Annotated in this window: 13 protein-coding genes; 9 read left to right on the plus strand and 4 right to left on the minus strand. The window is 34.5% G+C overall.

All coding sequences use genetic code 11. The annotated features are described in order from the left end of the window. The first annotated feature begins 22 nt into the window (after positions 1-22). The 9 genes from BLV35_RS00555 (at position 23) to queG (ending at position 12,204) form a co-directional block, all read left to right on the plus strand. Entirely contained in the window at positions 23-3,073 is a 3,051-nt protein-coding gene (locus BLV35_RS00555; protein ID WP_091083151.1) for a TAT-variant-translocated molybdopterin oxidoreductase, read from the plus strand. 38 nt (positions 3,074-3,111) lie between these two features. Further along, positions 3,112-4,515, plus strand: a complete 1,404-nt coding sequence (gene nrfD / locus BLV35_RS00560; RefSeq protein ID WP_091083154.1) for an NrfD/PsrC family molybdoenzyme membrane anchor subunit — start codon at positions 3,112-3,114, stop codon at positions 4,513-4,515. Continuing rightward, positions 4,508-5,032 (plus strand): DUF3341 domain-containing protein, encoded by a 525-nt coding sequence (locus BLV35_RS00565; protein WP_091083157.1) that lies wholly within the window; start codon positions 4,508-4,510, stop codon positions 5,030-5,032. Before nrfD ends, BLV35_RS00565 begins: the two co-directional genes overlap by 8 nt. Positions 5,033-5,039: 7 nt before the next feature. Beyond that, on the plus strand, positions 5,040-5,585 hold the full coding sequence (locus BLV35_RS00570; RefSeq protein WP_091083161.1) for a c-type cytochrome: 546 nt from the start codon (positions 5,040-5,042) through the stop codon (positions 5,583-5,585). Between the two features lie 27 nt (positions 5,586-5,612). Next, positions 5,613-7,070: a cation-translocating P-type ATPase gene (locus BLV35_RS00575; RefSeq protein WP_091083164.1), complete on the plus strand. Its 1,458-nt coding sequence runs from the start codon at positions 5,613-5,615 to the stop codon at positions 7,068-7,070. Positions 7,071-7,089: 19 nt separating this feature from the next. Further along, positions 7,090-8,244, plus strand: coding sequence for a cytochrome c oxidase subunit II (locus tag BLV35_RS00580; protein WP_091083167.1), 1,155 nt, complete (start codon positions 7,090-7,092; stop codon positions 8,242-8,244). Positions 8,245-8,272: 28 nt separating this feature from the next. Beyond that, a complete protein-coding gene (locus tag BLV35_RS00585; RefSeq protein WP_091083170.1) occupies positions 8,273-10,069 on the plus strand; it encodes a cytochrome c oxidase subunit I in 1,797 nt (598 codons plus the stop codon). Between the two features lie 156 nt (positions 10,070-10,225). Further along, on the plus strand, positions 10,226-11,248 hold the full coding sequence (gene ruvB, locus BLV35_RS00590; protein WP_091083174.1) for a Holliday junction branch migration DNA helicase RuvB: 1,023 nt from the start codon (positions 10,226-10,228) through the stop codon (positions 11,246-11,248). 35 nt (positions 11,249-11,283) lie between these two features. Beyond that, positions 11,284-12,204, plus strand: coding sequence for a tRNA epoxyqueuosine(34) reductase QueG (queG, locus tag BLV35_RS00595; protein WP_091083176.1), 921 nt, complete (start codon positions 11,284-11,286; stop codon positions 12,202-12,204). Between the two features lie 12 nt (positions 12,205-12,216). Here queG and BLV35_RS00600 read toward each other — a convergent pair whose 3' ends face one another. The 4 genes from BLV35_RS00600 to BLV35_RS00615 form a co-directional block, all read right to left on the minus strand. Next, the gene (locus BLV35_RS00600) at positions 12,217-13,239 is read right to left on the minus strand and encodes a LacI family DNA-binding transcriptional regulator (RefSeq protein WP_091083179.1); all 1,023 of its coding nucleotides are present in this window, start codon (positions 13,237-13,239) and stop codon (positions 12,217-12,219) included. 244 nt (positions 13,240-13,483) lie between these two features. Continuing rightward, entirely contained in the window at positions 13,484-14,503 is a 1,020-nt protein-coding gene (locus tag BLV35_RS00605) for a LacI family DNA-binding transcriptional regulator (RefSeq protein ID WP_091083183.1), read from the minus strand. A gap of 153 nt (positions 14,504-14,656) precedes the next feature. After that, the gene (locus BLV35_RS00610) at positions 14,657-16,390 is read right to left on the minus strand and encodes a glycoside hydrolase family 13 protein (protein ID WP_091083188.1); all 1,734 of its coding nucleotides are present in this window, start codon (positions 16,388-16,390) and stop codon (positions 14,657-14,659) included. Positions 16,391-16,414: 24 nt separating this feature from the next. Continuing rightward, the gene (locus tag BLV35_RS00615; protein ID WP_091083192.1) at positions 16,415-18,184 is read right to left on the minus strand and encodes a glycoside hydrolase family 13 protein; all 1,770 of its coding nucleotides are present in this window, start codon (positions 18,182-18,184) and stop codon (positions 16,415-16,417) included. Between the last annotated feature and the right edge of the window lie 201 nt (positions 18,185-18,385).

Here is an 18,385-nt window from a genome sequence, read left to right on the forward strand (position 1 = left end):
AAGATTTTAATATTTATATACAATGTCATCAAACAAAAAATACTGGAAAAGTGTTGAAGAACTAGAAAACGGTTCTATTGTTGAGGCGCTTAGAAATAACGAATTTGTTGAAGCAATTCCTACTGATGAATTTTTAGGAAGTAAAGAGGCAATGTCTTCTTCAACATCACGTCGTGACTTTTTAAAGTACGTTGGATTCAGTACTGCAGCGGCTACGCTTGCTGCATGTGAAGGTCCGGTTAACAAGTCGATTCCTTATGTATTGCAGCCAGAACAAATCATTCCTGGAGTAGCGGATTATTATGCTACTTCTGTTTTTGATGGTTTTGATTTTGCAAACCTACTTGTTAAAACTCGTGAAGGGCGTCCTATTAAAATAGATAATAATACTATTTCAGGAGCTAAATTTACTGCTAATGCAAGAATTCATGCGTCGATATTGTCGTTGTATGATAACATGCGTTTGAAAGAACCAAAAATTGGTGGTAAAGATTCAACGTGGTCAGCTGTAGATTCAAAAATTAAATCAAGTATAGTTGATGCTAAAGCTAAAGGAGGACAAGTAGTGTTGTTGACTAATACTTTGGCTAGTCCGTCTACTGAGAAGTTAATCGGTCAATTTATTGCTTCAAATCCAAATGCGAAACATATCGTTTATGATGCTGTTTCTTCATCTGAAGCTTTAGATGCTTTTGAAACTGTTTATGGTGAAAGAGCTTTAGTTGATTATGATTTTTCAAAAGCTTCGCTAATAGTTTCTGTAGGAGCAGATTTCCTTGGAGATTGGCAAGGTGGCGGGTATGATTCAGGTTATACTCAAGGTAGAGTTCCTAAAAACGGAAAAATGTCGCGTCACTTTCAATTAGAAGCAAATATGACTTTGTCTGGTGCTGCTGCTGATAAACGTTTACCGATGTCTACTGCAAATCAAAAACAGGCTTTAGTACATATATATAATATAGTAACTGGTTCTGCTGTTGCTGTTAGTTTAGAAGAGAAGTTTAAATCTGAAGTAACAAAAGCGGCGCAGCAATTAAAGTCAGCTGGTTCAAAAGGAGTATTGGTTTCTGGTATTCAGGATAAAAATGCTCAGTTATTAGTTTTGGCGATTAACCAAGTTTTGGCTAGTGAAGCGTTTAGTACTACTGGTACAAGACAAATAAGAAAAGGATCAAACGAAAAAGTGGCTCAATTAGTTAAGGATATGAAGGCTGGAAGCGTTCATACTTTGATAATGAGTGGTGTTAACCCAGTTTATACTTTAGCAGATTCAGCTTCTTTTGCTGAAGGGCTTAAAAAAGTTACTACATCTGTTTCTTTAACTTTAAAAGAAGATGAAACAGCTTTACTTAGTACGATCGCTGCTCCAGTGCCTCATTATTTAGAAGCTTGGGGTGATTTGAGTCTTACTAAAGGAACGTACAGTTTAACTCAGCCTACAATTCGTCCTTTGTTCGATACAAAACAATTTCAAGATGTTTTAATGTCTTTAAATGGAATGTCTGGAACATATTACGATTATATAAAAGCAAATTCATCTTCAATTGTTTCGGGTGCTACTTGGAATAAAATATTACATGATGGTGTTTTTGTTGGTGCTGCTCAGTCAGTGTCTGGAGGATCTGCCGATTTTAGTGCTGCTGCAAGTGCATTAGCGAAATCTAAAGCTGTTGCAGGTTTTGAGTTAGTTTTGTATACTAAAACTGGTATGGGTGATGGTCAACAGGCTAACAATCCTTGGTTGCAAGAGTTTCCAGATCCTATCACAAGAGTTTCTTGGGATAATTATGTTACTGTTTCAAATGCAGATGCTAAAGCGTTAACGATGTCTAATGAAATCGTTGCTAATGGTGGTCTTAACGGAAGTTATGCTACTATTACTACCGTTGATGGTGTGAAATTAGAAAATGTTCCAGTAATCGTTCAGCCAGGTCAGGCTGTTGGTACTATTGGATTAGCTTTAGGATATGGTCGTAAAGCGGCTTTGAAAGAAGAAATGCAAGTAGGTATAAATGCTTACTCTATATATAAAGACTTTAATGATGTACAATCTGTAACATTAGAAAAGGCTAGCGGAGATCACGAGTTTGCTTGTGTTCAAGGTCAAAAAACATTAATGGGTAGAGGGGATATCATCAAAGAAACTACTTTGGAGATATTTAATACTAAGGATGCTAAGGTTTGGAACGAAGTTCCAATGGTATCTTTGAACCATGAAGAAGTAGAAGCTACTACAGTTGATTTATGGACGTCATTTGATCGCTCAGTTGGGCATCACTTTAATCTTTCTATTGACTTAAATGCTTGTACTGGTTGTGGAGCTTGTGTAATTGCTTGTCACGCAGAAAACAATGTACCTGTAGTAGGGAAGTCTGAAATTAGAAGAAGTCGTGATATGCACTGGTTGCGTATTGACAGATATTATTCTTCTGAAAGTACTTTTGAAGGTGATAACGAAAGAAAAGAAAGTATTTCTGGTTTGTCAAGTTCATTGTCTACATTTAACGAGATGGAAAAAGCAGGAGATAATCCTCAAGTTTCATTTCAACCTGTAATGTGTCAGCATTGTAATCATGCACCTTGTGAAACAGTTTGTCCGGTAGCGGCAACATCACATAGTCGTCAAGGTCAAAATCATATGGCTTATAACAGATGTGTTGGTACTCGTTACTGTGCTAACAACTGTCCGTATAAAGTACGTCGTTTTAACTGGTTCTTGTATAACAAAAACAGTGAATTTGATTATCATATGAATGATGATTTAGGGCGTATGGTTTTAAATCCTGATGTGAATGTTCGTTCTCGTGGAGTTATGGAAAAATGTTCAATGTGTATTCAAATGACACAAGCGACTATTTTAAATGCGAAAAGAGAAGGAAGAGAAGTAGTTGATGGAGAATTTCAAACTGCATGTTCAAATGCTTGTTCTAACGGAGCAATGGCTTTTGGAGATGTTAATGATAAAGAAAGTCAAATCACTAAATTAGCAGAAGATGAAAGAATGTATCATTTGCTAGAGCATGTTGGAACAAAGCCTAATGTGATTTATCACGTTAAAGTTAGAAATACTTAGTACAAAAAATTATTAATTAAGAAACAAGATAAAGGATTATGTCGTCTCACTACGAAGCAACCATTAGAAAACCTTTAGTTATAGGTGATAAATCTTATCACGACGTAACAGTTGATGTAGCTGCGCCTGTTGAAGGTAAAGCGAACAAACATTGGTGGATTGTATTTTCAATCGCATTAACAGCTTTCCTTTGGGGAATAGGCTGTATAATTTACACCGTATCTACAGGAATTGGAACATGGGGATTAAATAAAACAGTTGGTTGGGCATGGGATATCACAAACTTCGTTTGGTGGGTTGGTATTGGTCATGCAGGAACATTAATTTCCGCGGTATTATTATTATTCCGTCAACGATGGAGGATGGCTATTAACCGTTCTGCAGAAGCAATGACAATTTTCTCCGTTATCCAAGCGGGTTTATTTCCAATTATACATATGGGTCGTCCATGGTTAGCGTTTTGGGTTTTACCAATACCGAATCAATTTGGATCTTTATGGGTAAATTTCAATTCACCTTTACTTTGGGATGTATTTGCAATTTCTACTTACTTATCGGTATCATTAGTTTTCTGGTGGACTGGATTGTTACCTGATTTCGCTATGTTAAGAGATAGAGCGATAACTCCTTTTAATAAAAGAGTTTATTCTATTCTAAGTTTTGGATGGAGTGGTAGAGCAAAAGACTGGCAACGTTTTGAAGAAGTATCTTTAGTTCTTGCTGGATTAGCAACGCCTCTTGTACTTTCTGTGCATACTATTGTATCGATGGATTTTGCTACCTCTGTAATACCGGGATGGCATACTACGATTTTCCCTCCGTATTTTGTGGCGGGTGCTGTATTCTCTGGGTTTGCGATGGTAAATACGTTACTTATCATTATGAGAAAAGTATCTAATCTTGAGGCTTATATTACTCTTCAGCACATCGAATTGATGAATATAGTAATCATGATTACTGGTTCTATTGTAGGTGTTGCTTATATTACTGAGTTGTTTATCGCTTGGTATTCAGGAGTAGAGTATGAGCAATATGCTTTCTTGAATAGAGCAACTGGACCTTACTGGTGGGCTTATTGGTCAATGATGACTTGTAATGTGTTTTCTCCTCAGTTCATGTGGTTTAAAAAATTAAGAACTAGTATTATGTTCTCATTTATTATATCTATTGTAGTAAATATTGGAATGTGGTTTGAAAGATTTGTAATTATTGTTACTTCTTTACATAGGGATTATTTACCTTCATCATGGACAATGTTTTCACCAACGTTTGTTGATATAGGAATTTTTATAGGAACAATTGGTTTCTTCTTTGTATTGTTTTTATTATACTCTAGAACTTTTCCTGTAATTGCACAAGCAGAGGTTAAAACGATATTGAAAGGAACAGGAGATAATTACATAAGAGAAAGAGCAGCAAATAAAGATTCACATCATGAGTAATAAAGTAATATACGCCATTTATAATGACGATGATATATTGATGGATGCGGTTAAACAAACCAGAGCAGCTCATCATCATATTGAAGAAGTTTTTACTCCATTTCCGGTTCACGGTTTGGATAAAGCAATGGGACTTGCGCCTACGAGATTAGCTATTTGTGCATTCATATACGGTTGTATAGGTATTTCGTTTGCCACATGGATGATGAACTTTGTAATGATTCAGGATTGGCCACAAGATATTGGTGGTAAACCAAGTTTCAGTTACATTGAAAACATGCCGGCATTTGTGCCTATTATGTTTGAGATGACTGTATTTTTTGCAGCGCATTTAATGGTAATTACTTTTTATATGAGAAGTAAATTATGGCCTTTCAAACAAGCTGAAAATCCTGATGTAAGAACAACAGATGATCACTTCTTAATGGAAGTAGCCGTAAATAATAATGAAGAAGAATTAGTTTCTTTTTTTAAGAATACGGGAGCCGTAGAAGTTAAAGTAATAGAAAAGCATTAATTTAGATATGAAAAGGGTATACAAAATAACACTATTATTTGGCATTACTATTTTAGTAGCATCTTGCCATAATAATTCAGCACCGAATTATCAGTACTTTCCTAATATGTATGAATCAGTGGGCTATGAAACCTATTCAGAGTCTAATGCATTCAAAAATGGTAAAGAAGGTCAACTTCCAGTCGATGGAACCATAAACAGAGGTTTTGTGCCTTATGAATATGAGAACACTCCGGAAGGGTACGAACTAGCAAAAGCTAATCTTAAATCTCCAATCGATTCTTTGGATAGAAGTTCTGATAAAGGACAGGCACTATATGAGATTTATTGTATAAGTTGTCACGGAGCTGCTGGTAATGGAAAAGGAAAATTAGTTGAAAGAGAGAAATTTCTTGGAGTTCCTAGCTATAAAGACAGAGTTATCACCGAAGGAAGTGTTTTTCACGTTGTGACTTATGGTTTAAATGCAATGGGATCTCATGCTAATCAATTAAGTGCCCATGAACGTTGGTTAGTTGCTGACTATGTTCTAAAACTGAGAAGCCAATTATAATTGTTGAACAAACTGATCGTAATAGATATGTATACATTTTCAAGTAAATTAAAAACTTTTTCTATCATCTTAATGGCCGTGGGTCTTTTAGGAATTGGATACGGTTTTTTAACTGCACCAAAAGATATTCAAGAAGTTGAAAAAATTCTTGCTTCTGAAAGCCATGGAGGACATGGGGAAGTTAAGCATGAAGTTGCTGCTGAGGCTGAAGAAGCAGATACAGTAGTGGCGGATCATAAAGAAGTTGAGGCAGCTGTTGAAGCTACTGAAGCTCACGCAGTAGTAGAAGGTCATAATGAAGTTGCTGCGGCTGTTGAGCCTACTGAAGCACATGCTGCAGTAGAGAATCACAGTGAAGTTAGCGAAGCTGCTGAACATGAAGAGCATTTAACTCATGTTTTGCATCAATTGCAAAATAAACCATGGGCGGCATTATATGTAGCATGTATTTTCTTTATGCTTATTTCAATGGGAGTTTTAGCGTTTTATGCTATCCAACAAGTTGCGCAAGCAGGTTGGTCACCAGTATTATTCCGCGTTATGCAAGGAATTACGGCTTACCTTCCAGTTGGTTCTGTTCTATTCTTTATCTTTTTAGTGCTTTGTGGTCTTCATTTTAATCATTTGTTTATTTGGTTAGATCCTGAAGTTGTTGCTCATGATAAACTTATAGCTACTAAATCTGGGTACTTGAATTTTCCTTTTTGGATTGTAAGAGCTGCGATATTCTTAATTGGATGGAATTTATATAGATATTATTCTGCTAAAAACTGTTTGGCTCAAGATGAATCTAATGATGATAGTTTCTACAAGAAGAATTTTAATATCTCTGCTGGGTTTTTAGTTTTCTTTATTGTTACAGAATCAATAATGTCATGGGACTGGATTATGTCTATAGATCCTCACTGGTTTAGTACATTATTTGGATGGTATGTATTTGCAAGTTTCTTTGTAAGTGGAATTACTATGATTGCAATGGTTACTTTATACTTGAAATCAAGAGGATATTTAGAGCATGTAAACACAAGTCATATTCATGATTTAGCAAAATTTATGTTTGGTTTTAGTGTTTTCTGGACTTACCTTTGGTTTTCTCAATTCATGTTGATTTGGTATGCAAATATACCTGAAGAGATTACTTATTTCATAACAAGAATAGAGTTGTATAATTTGCCGTTTTTTGGTGCAATAGTTATGAACTTTTTATTCCCTATATTGATTTTAGTAAATACTGATTTCAAAAGAATCACTTGGATACTAGTTATGGCAGGTGTTGTAATATTAGCTGGTCATTATATTGATTTCTTTAATATGATTATGCCTGGTACAGTTGGAGACAGATGGTTTATTGGAATATCAGAAATTGCTTCTGTTCTTTTCTTCCTAGGGTTGTTTATATTTGTTGTTTTTACAGCATTGGCTAAATCACCTTTGTTACCAAAAAGAAATCCTTACATCGAAGAGAGTAAACATTTTCATTATTAATATTTAAAGAAAGAAACAGATGACAAGTTTGTTGGTAATTATAGTTTTAGTTTTATTAGCTGTTGCTTTATGGCAATTGACTAAAATATTTGACCTTACTCAAGTAGGTTGTGATTCAGATAGCTCGCAAGTAGCGTCAGATGATGATAATGATGTACAGGGTTATTTAATGTTTGGATTTTTAGCTTTCATATATATATTTTCAATATATGGTTTGTTTGCTTGGGGACCTCTTGTTCTTCATACTCCTGCGTCTGCGCATGGAGGTCAAGTTGATAACCTAATGAACATTACATGGGTTTTGATTTTTATTGTTCAAGCAATAACGCAAGTTTTATTACATTATTTTGCTTTTAAATATAGAGGTAAAAAAGATCAAAAGGCTTTGTATTTTGCTGATAACAATAAGTTAGAAGCAATATGGAGTGTAATTCCAGCGGTTGTATTGGCGGGATTGATTCTTTATGGTTTGTACGCTTGGACAAACATTATGTTTATTGATGAAGATGAGGATACTATTGTAGTTGAATTGTATGCTCAACAGTTCAAATGGACTGCTAGAGTAGCTGGAGAGGACAATGTTTTAGGAAAAGCAAATGTTAGGTATATTGAAGGTGTTAATGTTTTAGGTGTAGATATGTCTGATCCTTATGCACAAGATGATATTGTTGTTTCAGAATTACATATTCCAAAGGGAAAGAAAATTCATTTTAAGATGAGATCTCAAGATGTATTGCACTCAGCTTACATGCCTTATTTTAGAGCACAAATGAACTGTGTACCTGGAATGGTTACTGAATTTGCTTTTGAGCCAATTTATACCACTTCGGAATATAGAGAGTTACCTTATATGATTGAAAAAGTAGCTAATATTAATGCTATTCGAGCTAAGAAATCTATTGATTTAGTGGCTAAAGGTGGTACTGTTTTAGATCCTTATACTTTTGATTATTTACTTCTTTGTAACAAAATATGTGGGGCATCTCACTATAATATGCAAATGAAAATTATTGTAGATACACCAGAAGATTATAAAGCTTGGTTGAAAGAGCAAACTAATTTAGTAACACAAGTTAAAGCTTCTACGGCTCCGGCTCCTGTTGAAGGCGCTATGAGTACCGATAGTTTGAAAGCAAAAGATACGGTAGCTGTTTCTAAAATAGCTATGAAATAATTATTAAGAATATTTAAAGTACACATATATGTCAGCAGAAGGTCACGATCACGGACACGATCACGAACACGAACATCATCATAAAGATACTTTCATTACTAAATATATCTTTAGTATTGATCACAAAATGATTGCTAAGCAATACTTGATCTCAGGTATTGTCATGGGTATTATCGGGGTGAGTATGTCTTTGCTTTTTAGAATGCAATTGGCTTGGCCAGAGGAATCGTTTAAGATTTTTAATGTGCTACTTGGAGATAAATGGGCTCCAAATGGAATTATGACGAATGATATTTATTTGTCTCTTGTCACGATACACGGTACCATAATGGTATTCTTTGTCTTAACAGCAGCTTTATCCGGTACATTTAGTAATTTATTGATACCGCTGCAAATTGGAGCACGAGATATGGCTTCAGGGTTTATGAATATGGTTTCTTATTGGTTATTCTTCTTATCAAGTATAATCATGATTTCATCTTTGTTTGTTGAATCAGGACCTGCTAATGCTGGTTGGACTATTTATCCTCCTTTAAGTGCATTACCACAAGCTATTGGTGGATCAGGAATGGGTATGACACTTTGGTTAGTTTCAATGGCTATATTTATTGCTTCTTCATTAATGGGATCTCTAAATTATATAGTTACTGTAATTAATTTAAGAACTAAAGGAATGTCAATGACTAGATTGCCTCTTACAATATGGGCTTTCTTTGTAACAGCAATTATTGGGGTTGTTTCATTTCCAGTTTTATTGTCTGCTGCTTTATTATTGATTTTTGACAGAAGTTTTGGTACCTCTTTCTTCCTTTCTGATATCTATATCGCTGGTGAGGTTTTACATTACCAAGGTGGTTCTCCAGTTCTTTTTGAGCACTTGTTTTGGTTTTTAGGACATCCAGAAGTTTATATCGTCATTTTACCTGCTTTAGGGATAACTTCAGAAATAATTGCAACGAATTCTCGTAAACCAATTTTTGGTTACAGAGCGATGATCATGTCAATTATAGCGATTGCATTTTTATCTACAATTGTTTGGGGACACCATATGTTTATCTCGGGAATGAATCCATTTCTAGGTTCGGTATTTACTTTTACAACATTATTAATTGCGATACCTTCAGCGGTAAAAGCATTTAATTACATAACTACGCTTTGGAAAGGTAACTTACAGTTAAATCCAGCAATGTTGTTTTCTATTGGATTAGTTTCGACTTTCATAACAGGAGGTTTAACAGGAATTATTCTTGGAGATAGTACACTTGATATTAATGTTCACGATACTTATTTTGTAGTTGCTCACTTTCACTTGGTGATGGGTATATCTGCACTTTACGGAATGTTTGCTGGTATTTATCACTGGTTCCCTAGAATGTTTGGAAGAATGCTTAATAAAAATTTAGGTTATGTTCACTTCTGGGTAACTGCAATATGTGCTTATGGTGTGTTTTTTCCAATGCACTTTATCGGATTAGCAGGATTGCCTAGACGTTATTACACAAACACAAACTTTCCATTATTTGATGATTTACAAAACGTAAATGTTCTTATAACAACTTTCGCATTAGTTGGTGGAGCTTTTCAATTGGTGTTTTTATATAATTTCTTTAGTAGTATTTTTTACGGAAAGAAATCTGTTCAAAATCCTTGGAAATCAAATACACTTGAATGGACAGCACCTATGGAACATATTCATGGTAACTGGCCTGGAGAAATTCCAGAAGTTCACCGTTGGCCGTATGACTATAGTAACCCTAATCACGACGAAGATTTTGTTCCTCAAAATGTTCCAATGAAACCAGGAGAAGAAGTTTTACATCACTAAAATATTTAAGAAGCCTTTACGAAAGTAAGGGCTTTTTTTATTGATTTTTGGTAATGGATCTTATTTAGTTTTACTCGTATAGTGATTTACAATCTATTTTTCTAAACTCTTTTATCAGTGCTGTATTTTACTGATACTTTATTTTATCTTTGTTACATGAATGAAAATTTAGATCCAACAACTAACGGGTATAATTCAGAAGAATTTGATCTCGAAAAAAAACTTAGACCATTATCTTTTGATGATTTTGCAGGTCAAGACCAAATATTGGAAAATCTTAAAGTTTTTGTTGAAGCGGCAAATCAGAGAAATGAAGCTTTAGACCATACGTTGTTTCATGGTCCTCCAGGATTAGGTAAAACTACTTTGGCAAATATTTTGGCTAATGAGCTGCAAGTAGGTATAAAAATTACTTCGGGTCCTGTTTTGGATAAACCCGGTGATTTAGCGGGGCTATTAACAAACTTAGAAGAAAGAGATGTATTATTTATAGACGAAATTCATCGTTTAAGCCCTATTGTTGAAGAGTACTTGTATTCTGCAATGGAAGACTTCAAGATTGATATCATGATTGAATCAGGACCAAATGCAAGGACGGTGCAAATCAATCTTAATCCGTTCACCTTAATTGGTGCGACAACACGTTCGGGACTTCTTACAGCGCCAATGCGTGCTCGTTTTGGAATTGCATCGAGACTTCAATATTATACTACTGAATTGTTGACAACCATTGTTGAGAGAAGTGCAACCATACTTAAAATGCCAATTTCATTAGAAGCGGCAATTGAAATCGCGGGAAGAAGTAGGGGAACGCCTCGTATTGCGAATGCTTTACTGCGCCGTGTGCGTGATTTTGCCCAAATAAAAGGAAATGGTACAATTGATATTGAGATTTCAAGATATGCTTTGAAGGCGTTGAATGTAGATGCTCATGGTCTTGATGAAATGGATAATAAAATATTGACTACCATTATCGATAAGTTTAAAGGTGGTCCTGTTGGATTGTCTACTTTGGCGACAGCCGTATCAGAAAGTAGTGAAACTATTGAAGAGGTATATGAGCCATTCCTGATTCAGGAAGGGTTTATTATGAGAACACCTAGAGGTAGGGAAGTAACTGATAAAGCGTACAAGCATTTAGGGAGACTCAATACTAATATTCAAGGAGGATTATTTTAGAATTGAAATTCATTCTCTTTTTTAAATGAAGTACTATTAATTCGAAATCAAAATACACGCAATTTATTAAATCCGAAGCCAAACGCCTCGGATTTTTGTCTTGTGGTATATCGCAAGCTGGGTTTCTTGAACAAGAAGCACCAAGGCTTGAAAACTGGTTGAATAATAATCAGAATGGGCAGATGTCCTACATGGAAAATAATTTTGATAAGCGTTTAAACCCAACTCTACTTGTTGATGGTGCCAAAAGTGTCATTTCTTTGTTGTTGAATTATTATCCTGAAAGCACACAAGTTGTAGATTCTTATAAGATTTCTAAATATGCGTATGGTACTGATTATCATTTTGTAATTAAGGATAAACTTAAAGAACTACTGTTTTCTATTCAAGATAAGATTGGAGAAGTTTATGGTCGTGCTTTTGTCGATTCGGCTCCAGTTTTAGATAAAGCTTGGGCAGCCAAAAGTGGTTTGGGTTGGATAGGAAAAAATAGTAACCTATTAACTCAAAAAGTAGGTTCGTTCTATTTTATAGCTGAACTGATTATTGATTTAGATTTGGAGTATGATAATGCAACAACAGATCATTGTGGAACTTGCACGGCTTGTATCGATTCCTGTCCTACACAAGCTATAGTGGCTCCTTATATAGTGGACGGTAGTAAGTGTATATCATACTTTACAATAGAGCTTAAAGAGAATATCCCGCAGGAGATGAAGGGGAAGTTTGATGATTGGGCTTTTGGTTGTGATATATGCCAGGATGTTTGCCCCTGGAACAAATTCTCTAAACCACACAGTGAGCCTTTATTTAATGCGAATCCAGAATTGCTATCTATGTCTAAGAAAGATTGGGAGGAAATCACGGAAGATACTTTTAGGGCTGTATTCAAAGACTCGTCTCTAAAAAGAACCAAATTTTCTGGGTTGAATCGAAATATAGCGTTTTTAAAGTAACGCGTTGTTGCATTATTTTAGAGATGATTCTCTAGCAATAACAGCAGTTTCTAGTAAAACCGTTCTCGGCACAAAGGGTTGATCGAGTTTATGACAATTCATTTGTTCTAATAGTAGATTAAATGATTCTACTCCCATTTCGTGACTAGGTTGATCTACTGTACTCAGTTTTGGCGTGAGTACCTGAGACATAAACCAATTGCTGAAACCAATTACTGCAACTTGTTCTGGGATTTTAATTCCAATATCGTTAAAATAAGAAAGTACTCCTACAGCAACAAGATCTGTAATTGCAAATATTCCATCTACATCTGGATGTTCTTCAATAATTTGCTTTGCAAAATCAATTCCTTCTTGGAAAGTGACATTTTCACAAGTATATACCAGTTTTGAGTCAAATGGGATATTGTTTTTTTCTAATGCTTTTTTGTAACCAATGTATCTGTCAATAGCATTTTGGGGATTTAAAGGGCCTCGAATATGTACAATTTTTTTGCATCCATTATCTATCAAATGTTGTACTGCATTAAACGCTGCTTTTTGATCGTCAATAATGACTTTCGAACATTTGCAAAGTTTTGAAATTTTGTCAAACATAACAAAGGGTATGTTTCTATCTACAATTTGTTGTATATGCTCATCATTGTTGGACTCATTAGAAAGAGACATTAAAATGCCATCTACTCTTTTATTGATAAGTAACTCAACTTGTTTTTTTTCTAAAGCTAACGATTCATTCGATTGTAAAATTATCACGAGATAACCGTTTTTCTCTGCTTCGTCAATGATTGCGTTAATGACATTAGAAAAAAAATGATGCATCACTTCTGGAATTATTAAGCCAATTGTTTTTGATTCTTTGGTTCTTAAATTTACCGCAAAACTGTTGGGGGTATAATGTAATTTTTGAGCAAGTTCAATTACTGCACTTTTAGTTTTTTGACTAACATCAGGATAGTTCTTTAATGCTTTTGACACCGTAGTTATCGAAATACCTAATTTGATCGCAATTTCTTTAAGAGTGATGTCTTTCATGAACTAAATTTCTTGGGTTAAAGTGTAGAAATGTCTTTTATCTCCCGTTTTACGAGTGTCACATTGTTCTTAATGAGTTTTCAGTAAGATTTATAGCTACAAATAATAGTTACCAAGGTATTAATTTTTATGTTAACAATTATGGTTTTATGATATTTATCAAATTGACTTAATTAGGTTCTCTTTTTCGAAGATAATTGAAAATAAAAACTCTTTTAATGTTTGATTTCAGCAAAGTTGTAATTTAAGCAGAGCCACGTTCAATAATGCCCGTTTCTAATTCGACTAATTGAAATTCAAAAGCAACATTGTTTCTTATTAATTCAATTTCATCAAATAAAATGGAAGCTGCTCTTTTGCCTATTTCAAATCCAGGTTGGTCAATTGTGGTTAGTTTAGGAGTGATTATTTCAGACATAAAAGAGTTGCAAAATCCAAATACCGCTATTTGTTTGGGAATTTGAATACCAATGTCGTTTAAGTATTTGATGGCGCCAACTGCTACTAAGTCAGTAATAGCAAAAATGGCATCCAAGTCAGGATGATCAACAACTACTTTTTGAGCATTATTATAGCCGTCCTCAAAATCAGTGTTGTTGTCACACAGGTACACCAGATTAGAATCATAGGGAATGTTATTGTCTTCTAATGCTTTATTATAGCCTAAAAACCGATCAATCGAATTTTGGGGCATATACGAACCTCTAAAATGAGCAATTTTCTTGTGCCCTTTTTGTATCAGATAAGTTACGGCATCATAAGCAGCTTTTCGATCGTTGATCATCACTTTTGAACAGTTCACTAATTTAGCAATTTTATCAAAAAGGACTAGGGGAGTTTTATGGGCGATAATATTATTAATGTGATCAAAATCGCCTGTTTCATTCGAAAGGGACATTAAAATACCATCTACTCTTTTGTTTAGTAGAAGTTCAATTTGCTTTTTTTCAACTTCTAATTTTTCATTAGAGCGTAAAATAATAACTAAGTATTTTCTTTTCTCGGCTTCTTCGAGGACACCTTCAAAAACTTTTGAAAAGAAATTGTAATCTACGGTAGGGACTATTAGTCCTATAGTTTTAGACTCTTTCGTTCTTAGGTTTACCGCAAAACTATTTGGGGTGTAGTTTAGCTTTTTTGCTAAATCAATCACTGCATTTTTAGTTTTTTGACTAACATCAGGATAGCCTTTTAAAGCCTTGGAAACGGTCGTTATAGAAACTCCTAGCTGAGTAGCAATTTGTTTTAATGTTGCATCTTTCATAGTAGGATTACCCTGTTTTAAAAATAAAAAAAACTGCTTTTGAAAACAAACATACAATTTATTTATTGTAAGTCAATTTTCAAAAAAAGCAGTTTTATCTAATAATTAATTTTCTGTTGGTATGGTTCCAATTAGTTCTAAATTGGAACTAGCTTATTCGATTGCTATCACTAATGATTCATAAGGACGCAATTTGTTGTTTTTTACTTTAGTTGTATCGTTGTAATTATTTAGTAATACCTCATTTTTCCCTAATTTTAAATTTAGATTATAAGAAGTGTTCTTATCTGTAAAGTTTAATAAAACTAAAACTCTTTTTCCGTCTAATTCTCGTAGATAGGCAAATACATCAGGATTTTCCTTGTCTAGAAGAGAATATTTCCCATATACCAGAACTAGATTATTTTTACGAAGTTGTACCGTTTTTCTAAAGTAGTTTAAAATAGATTCTGGGTCTTGTTCCTGTTTTTTAATATTTATTTCATCATAATTTGGGTTTACTTTCAGCCATGGCGTGCCTGTTGTGATTCCGCTATTTTCAGTGTTGTCCCACTGCATAGGAGTACGTCCGTTCTCTCTGGAAACTTGCTTTTGCTCTTCTAAAAAAGCAAGTGTGTCTCCTCCTTTATTTTTAAGATTGGTGTACTTGTTACGAGTGTCAACATCGTTGTAATCAGCGATAGAGTCAAATCGGATGTTTGTCATACCTATTTCATCTCCCATATAATAGTAAGGCGTTCCTCTCATGGTATATATAAATGTGGTGAGCATCTTAGAAGATAGTTCTCTAAATTCTGGCGTTTCATTCCCAAACTTACTAACCATTCTGGGCTGATCGTGATTAGCCAGAAATATCGAAAGCCAGCCTTTGTCTTTGAAGGTCTCATCATATCTGGAAAAAATAGCTTTGTATTTTTCAAGTCCAAAATCACTAATGTGTTTTCCAATGTCTACACTTTCGAAGTGATAGGCCATGTTGAGTTCTTTTCGATCTAGATCAACAAATAGCAAGGCATCTTCTGGCGTACTTCCGGCACCTTCGGCTACAGTCATAATATCATATTTGCTAAAAACCTCTTTATTCATTTCTTGCAAATAGTCATGTAAATGAGGACCGACTCCGTAGTATTTTATAATATTTTTTTCAAATCCCTTAGGTAAATCTGGCCATGTGGTGTCTTTTGATGCAAATTGAAAAGCATCCATTCTAAAGCCGTCAATGCCTTTGTCTAACCAAAACCGCATGATTTCATAGACTTCTTCTCTAAGGTTTGGGTTTTCCCAGTTTAAATCAGGTTGTTTTTGTGAAAAATAGTGTAGATAGTAGGAATTTGTTTGTGCGTCATATTTCCAAGCATCACTATTTACATCAAAAAAGCTCCATCTATAAGGCGGTTTTCCTTTTTCGGCAGGCCACCAATGGTAGTAATTTCTATATGGATTGTCTCTGGAACTGCGTGCTTGCTTGAACCATTCATGTTCGTCGCTACTATGATTAACGACCAAATCCATGATGAGTTTAATACCGCGTTCATGCATACCTTTTAGCAATAAATCAAAATCTTCCATAGTGCCAAAATCCTTCATGATTGCTCGATAGTTACTTATATCGTAACCATTGTCGTCATTAGGGGATTCGTAAATTGGATTTAGCCAAACGGCATCTATACCTAGACTTTTTATATAATCTAATTTTGATATTATTCCTTTTAAATCTCCTACACCATCCCCATCAGTATCCTTAAATGAGCGAGGGTAAATTTGGTAAACGGTAGCTTCTTTCCACCATTTTTTCTGTAATGCTTCTGTAGTTGGTTCCACTTTTTGCGAGGTGATTAAATTTGTTGCTAAAAAAATGAATGTCATTGTTACTATGCTTTTTTTCATTTTATAAATTTTAAAAAGTAATTTTTATTTTATTTCGAAAATAACAGCTTCATAAGGTTGTAGTTCTAGACCTTTAGAAGATGTTGTGTAATTCCCTATCAGTAACTTTGCTGTTTTAAGGTTTATTTTTGTGTCTAATTTTGCCTTTTCACTTCTAAAGTTCAACATTACTAGTAATTTTTTACCATCCAACTCTCTTGTGTAAGCATAGATATTAGGGTTTTTGGCATCTAATAAAGTGTATTTTCCATAAACTAAGACCTGATTGTCTTTTCGTAATTTTACCATTTTCCTAAAATAATTTAGGACAGAATTTGGGTCGTTTTCTTGGGCTGTTGCATTTATAGAACTGTGATTGTCATTTACTTTTAACCAAGGTTCGCCAGTCGTAAAGCCTCCGTTTTTAGAATTATCCCATTGAAAAGGAGTTCGTCCATTATCTCTTGCTCCACCTGTTTTTTGGTCTTCGATAAATTGTTTCAAATCACCTCCTGCATTTTGTACTTTTTCATATTCTGATAATGTTTCAATATCGCGGTAATCTTCAATTTTATTAAATTTAGCATTAACCATTCCTATTTCATCACCATTATAGTAATAAGGTGTGCCTCTCATTGATAGTAGAAAGGTAGATAACATTTTAGATGATAATGCTCTGTATTGAGGAGAATCATTTCCCCAGCGAGAAGTCATTCTAGGTTGATCATGATTTCCTAAATAAATTGTTCCCCAACCTTTTTTGTCATAAACTGCGTCCCAGTCTGAATAGATTTTCTTGAAATCTACTAGACTCCAGTTTGGATCCATTTTCTTGAAATAGCCAGGGATATATCCCAAGCTTGCACCATCAAAGTGATAGCCCATATTTAATTCTTTTCTTGCTGGATCAACAAAGTTTAAAGCGGTTGATTTTAGCATTCCTGCACCTTCAGCCAGTGACATGACATCATACTTACTTAACACTTCTTTATTCATTTCTTGTAAGTAATCATGTAAATGGGGACCGCTAGCCATATATACATCCCATCTGCCTGCGTAGTTTTTATTTAATTCGTCTTGAGTAATTACTGGGAAAGTAGTGTCTTTTGCAATGAACGGGATTACATCCATTCGAAAGCCATCGATACCTTTTTTAAACCACCAATTCATCATACTGTAAATTTCTTGACGCAATTTTGGGTTTTCCCAATTCAAATCGGGTTGCTTATTGCTGAAATAGTGTAAGTAGTAAGAATCCGTCGTTTTGTCGTATCTCCAGCCACTACCATCTGCTTCAAAACTTCCGGGACGAAATGCAGGTGTACCTTTCTCTGCCGGCCACCAGTGGTAATAGTCTCTATATGGATTGTCTCTGGATTTTTTACTTTCTTGAAACCATTTGTGCTCGTCACTGCTATGATTGACCACTAAATCCATTACTAATTTCAAGCCTCTTTCATGCATTTCTGTTAGCAAAGTGTCAAAGTCCTCCATTGTGCCAAATTCCTTCATAATGGATTGATAGTCTGAAATGTCGTAGCCGTTGTCAGTATTTGGGGAGCCATAAATGGGATTCAGCCAAACGACATCTACCCCCAAACTTTTAATATAATCCAATTTGGATATAATTCCTTTCAAATCGCCAACACCATCACCGTCAGTATCTTTAAAGCTGCGAGGGTAAATTTGATATACGACGGCTTCTTTCCACCATTTTTTTTCAATAGCAGCTTCTTTTTGCTGGGCGATTGTTGATTCATGAAGTAAGCAAGTAAAGAGTGATAGTAAAGCAAGTAGGGTTTTTTTTGGTTTCATACAGTAATGATTTAATTGTAATTATAAAGTGGCTCTTAAGGTTGATTTCCGTTTTATCGGTTGTGATTGACTGCTATTGAGTAGAGTAATTTCTATATTTATTTCTGTATTTTGGCTTTCTTATTAATCGATAACGTTATCGAAATATCGAAAACGTTATCGATACTAAAATTAAGGATCTTAAAGGGATATTTAAATTTT

This window comes from Flavobacterium gillisiae (assembly GCF_900107635.1).
GTDB lineage: Bacteria > Bacteroidota > Bacteroidia > Flavobacteriales > Flavobacteriaceae > Flavobacterium > Flavobacterium gillisiae.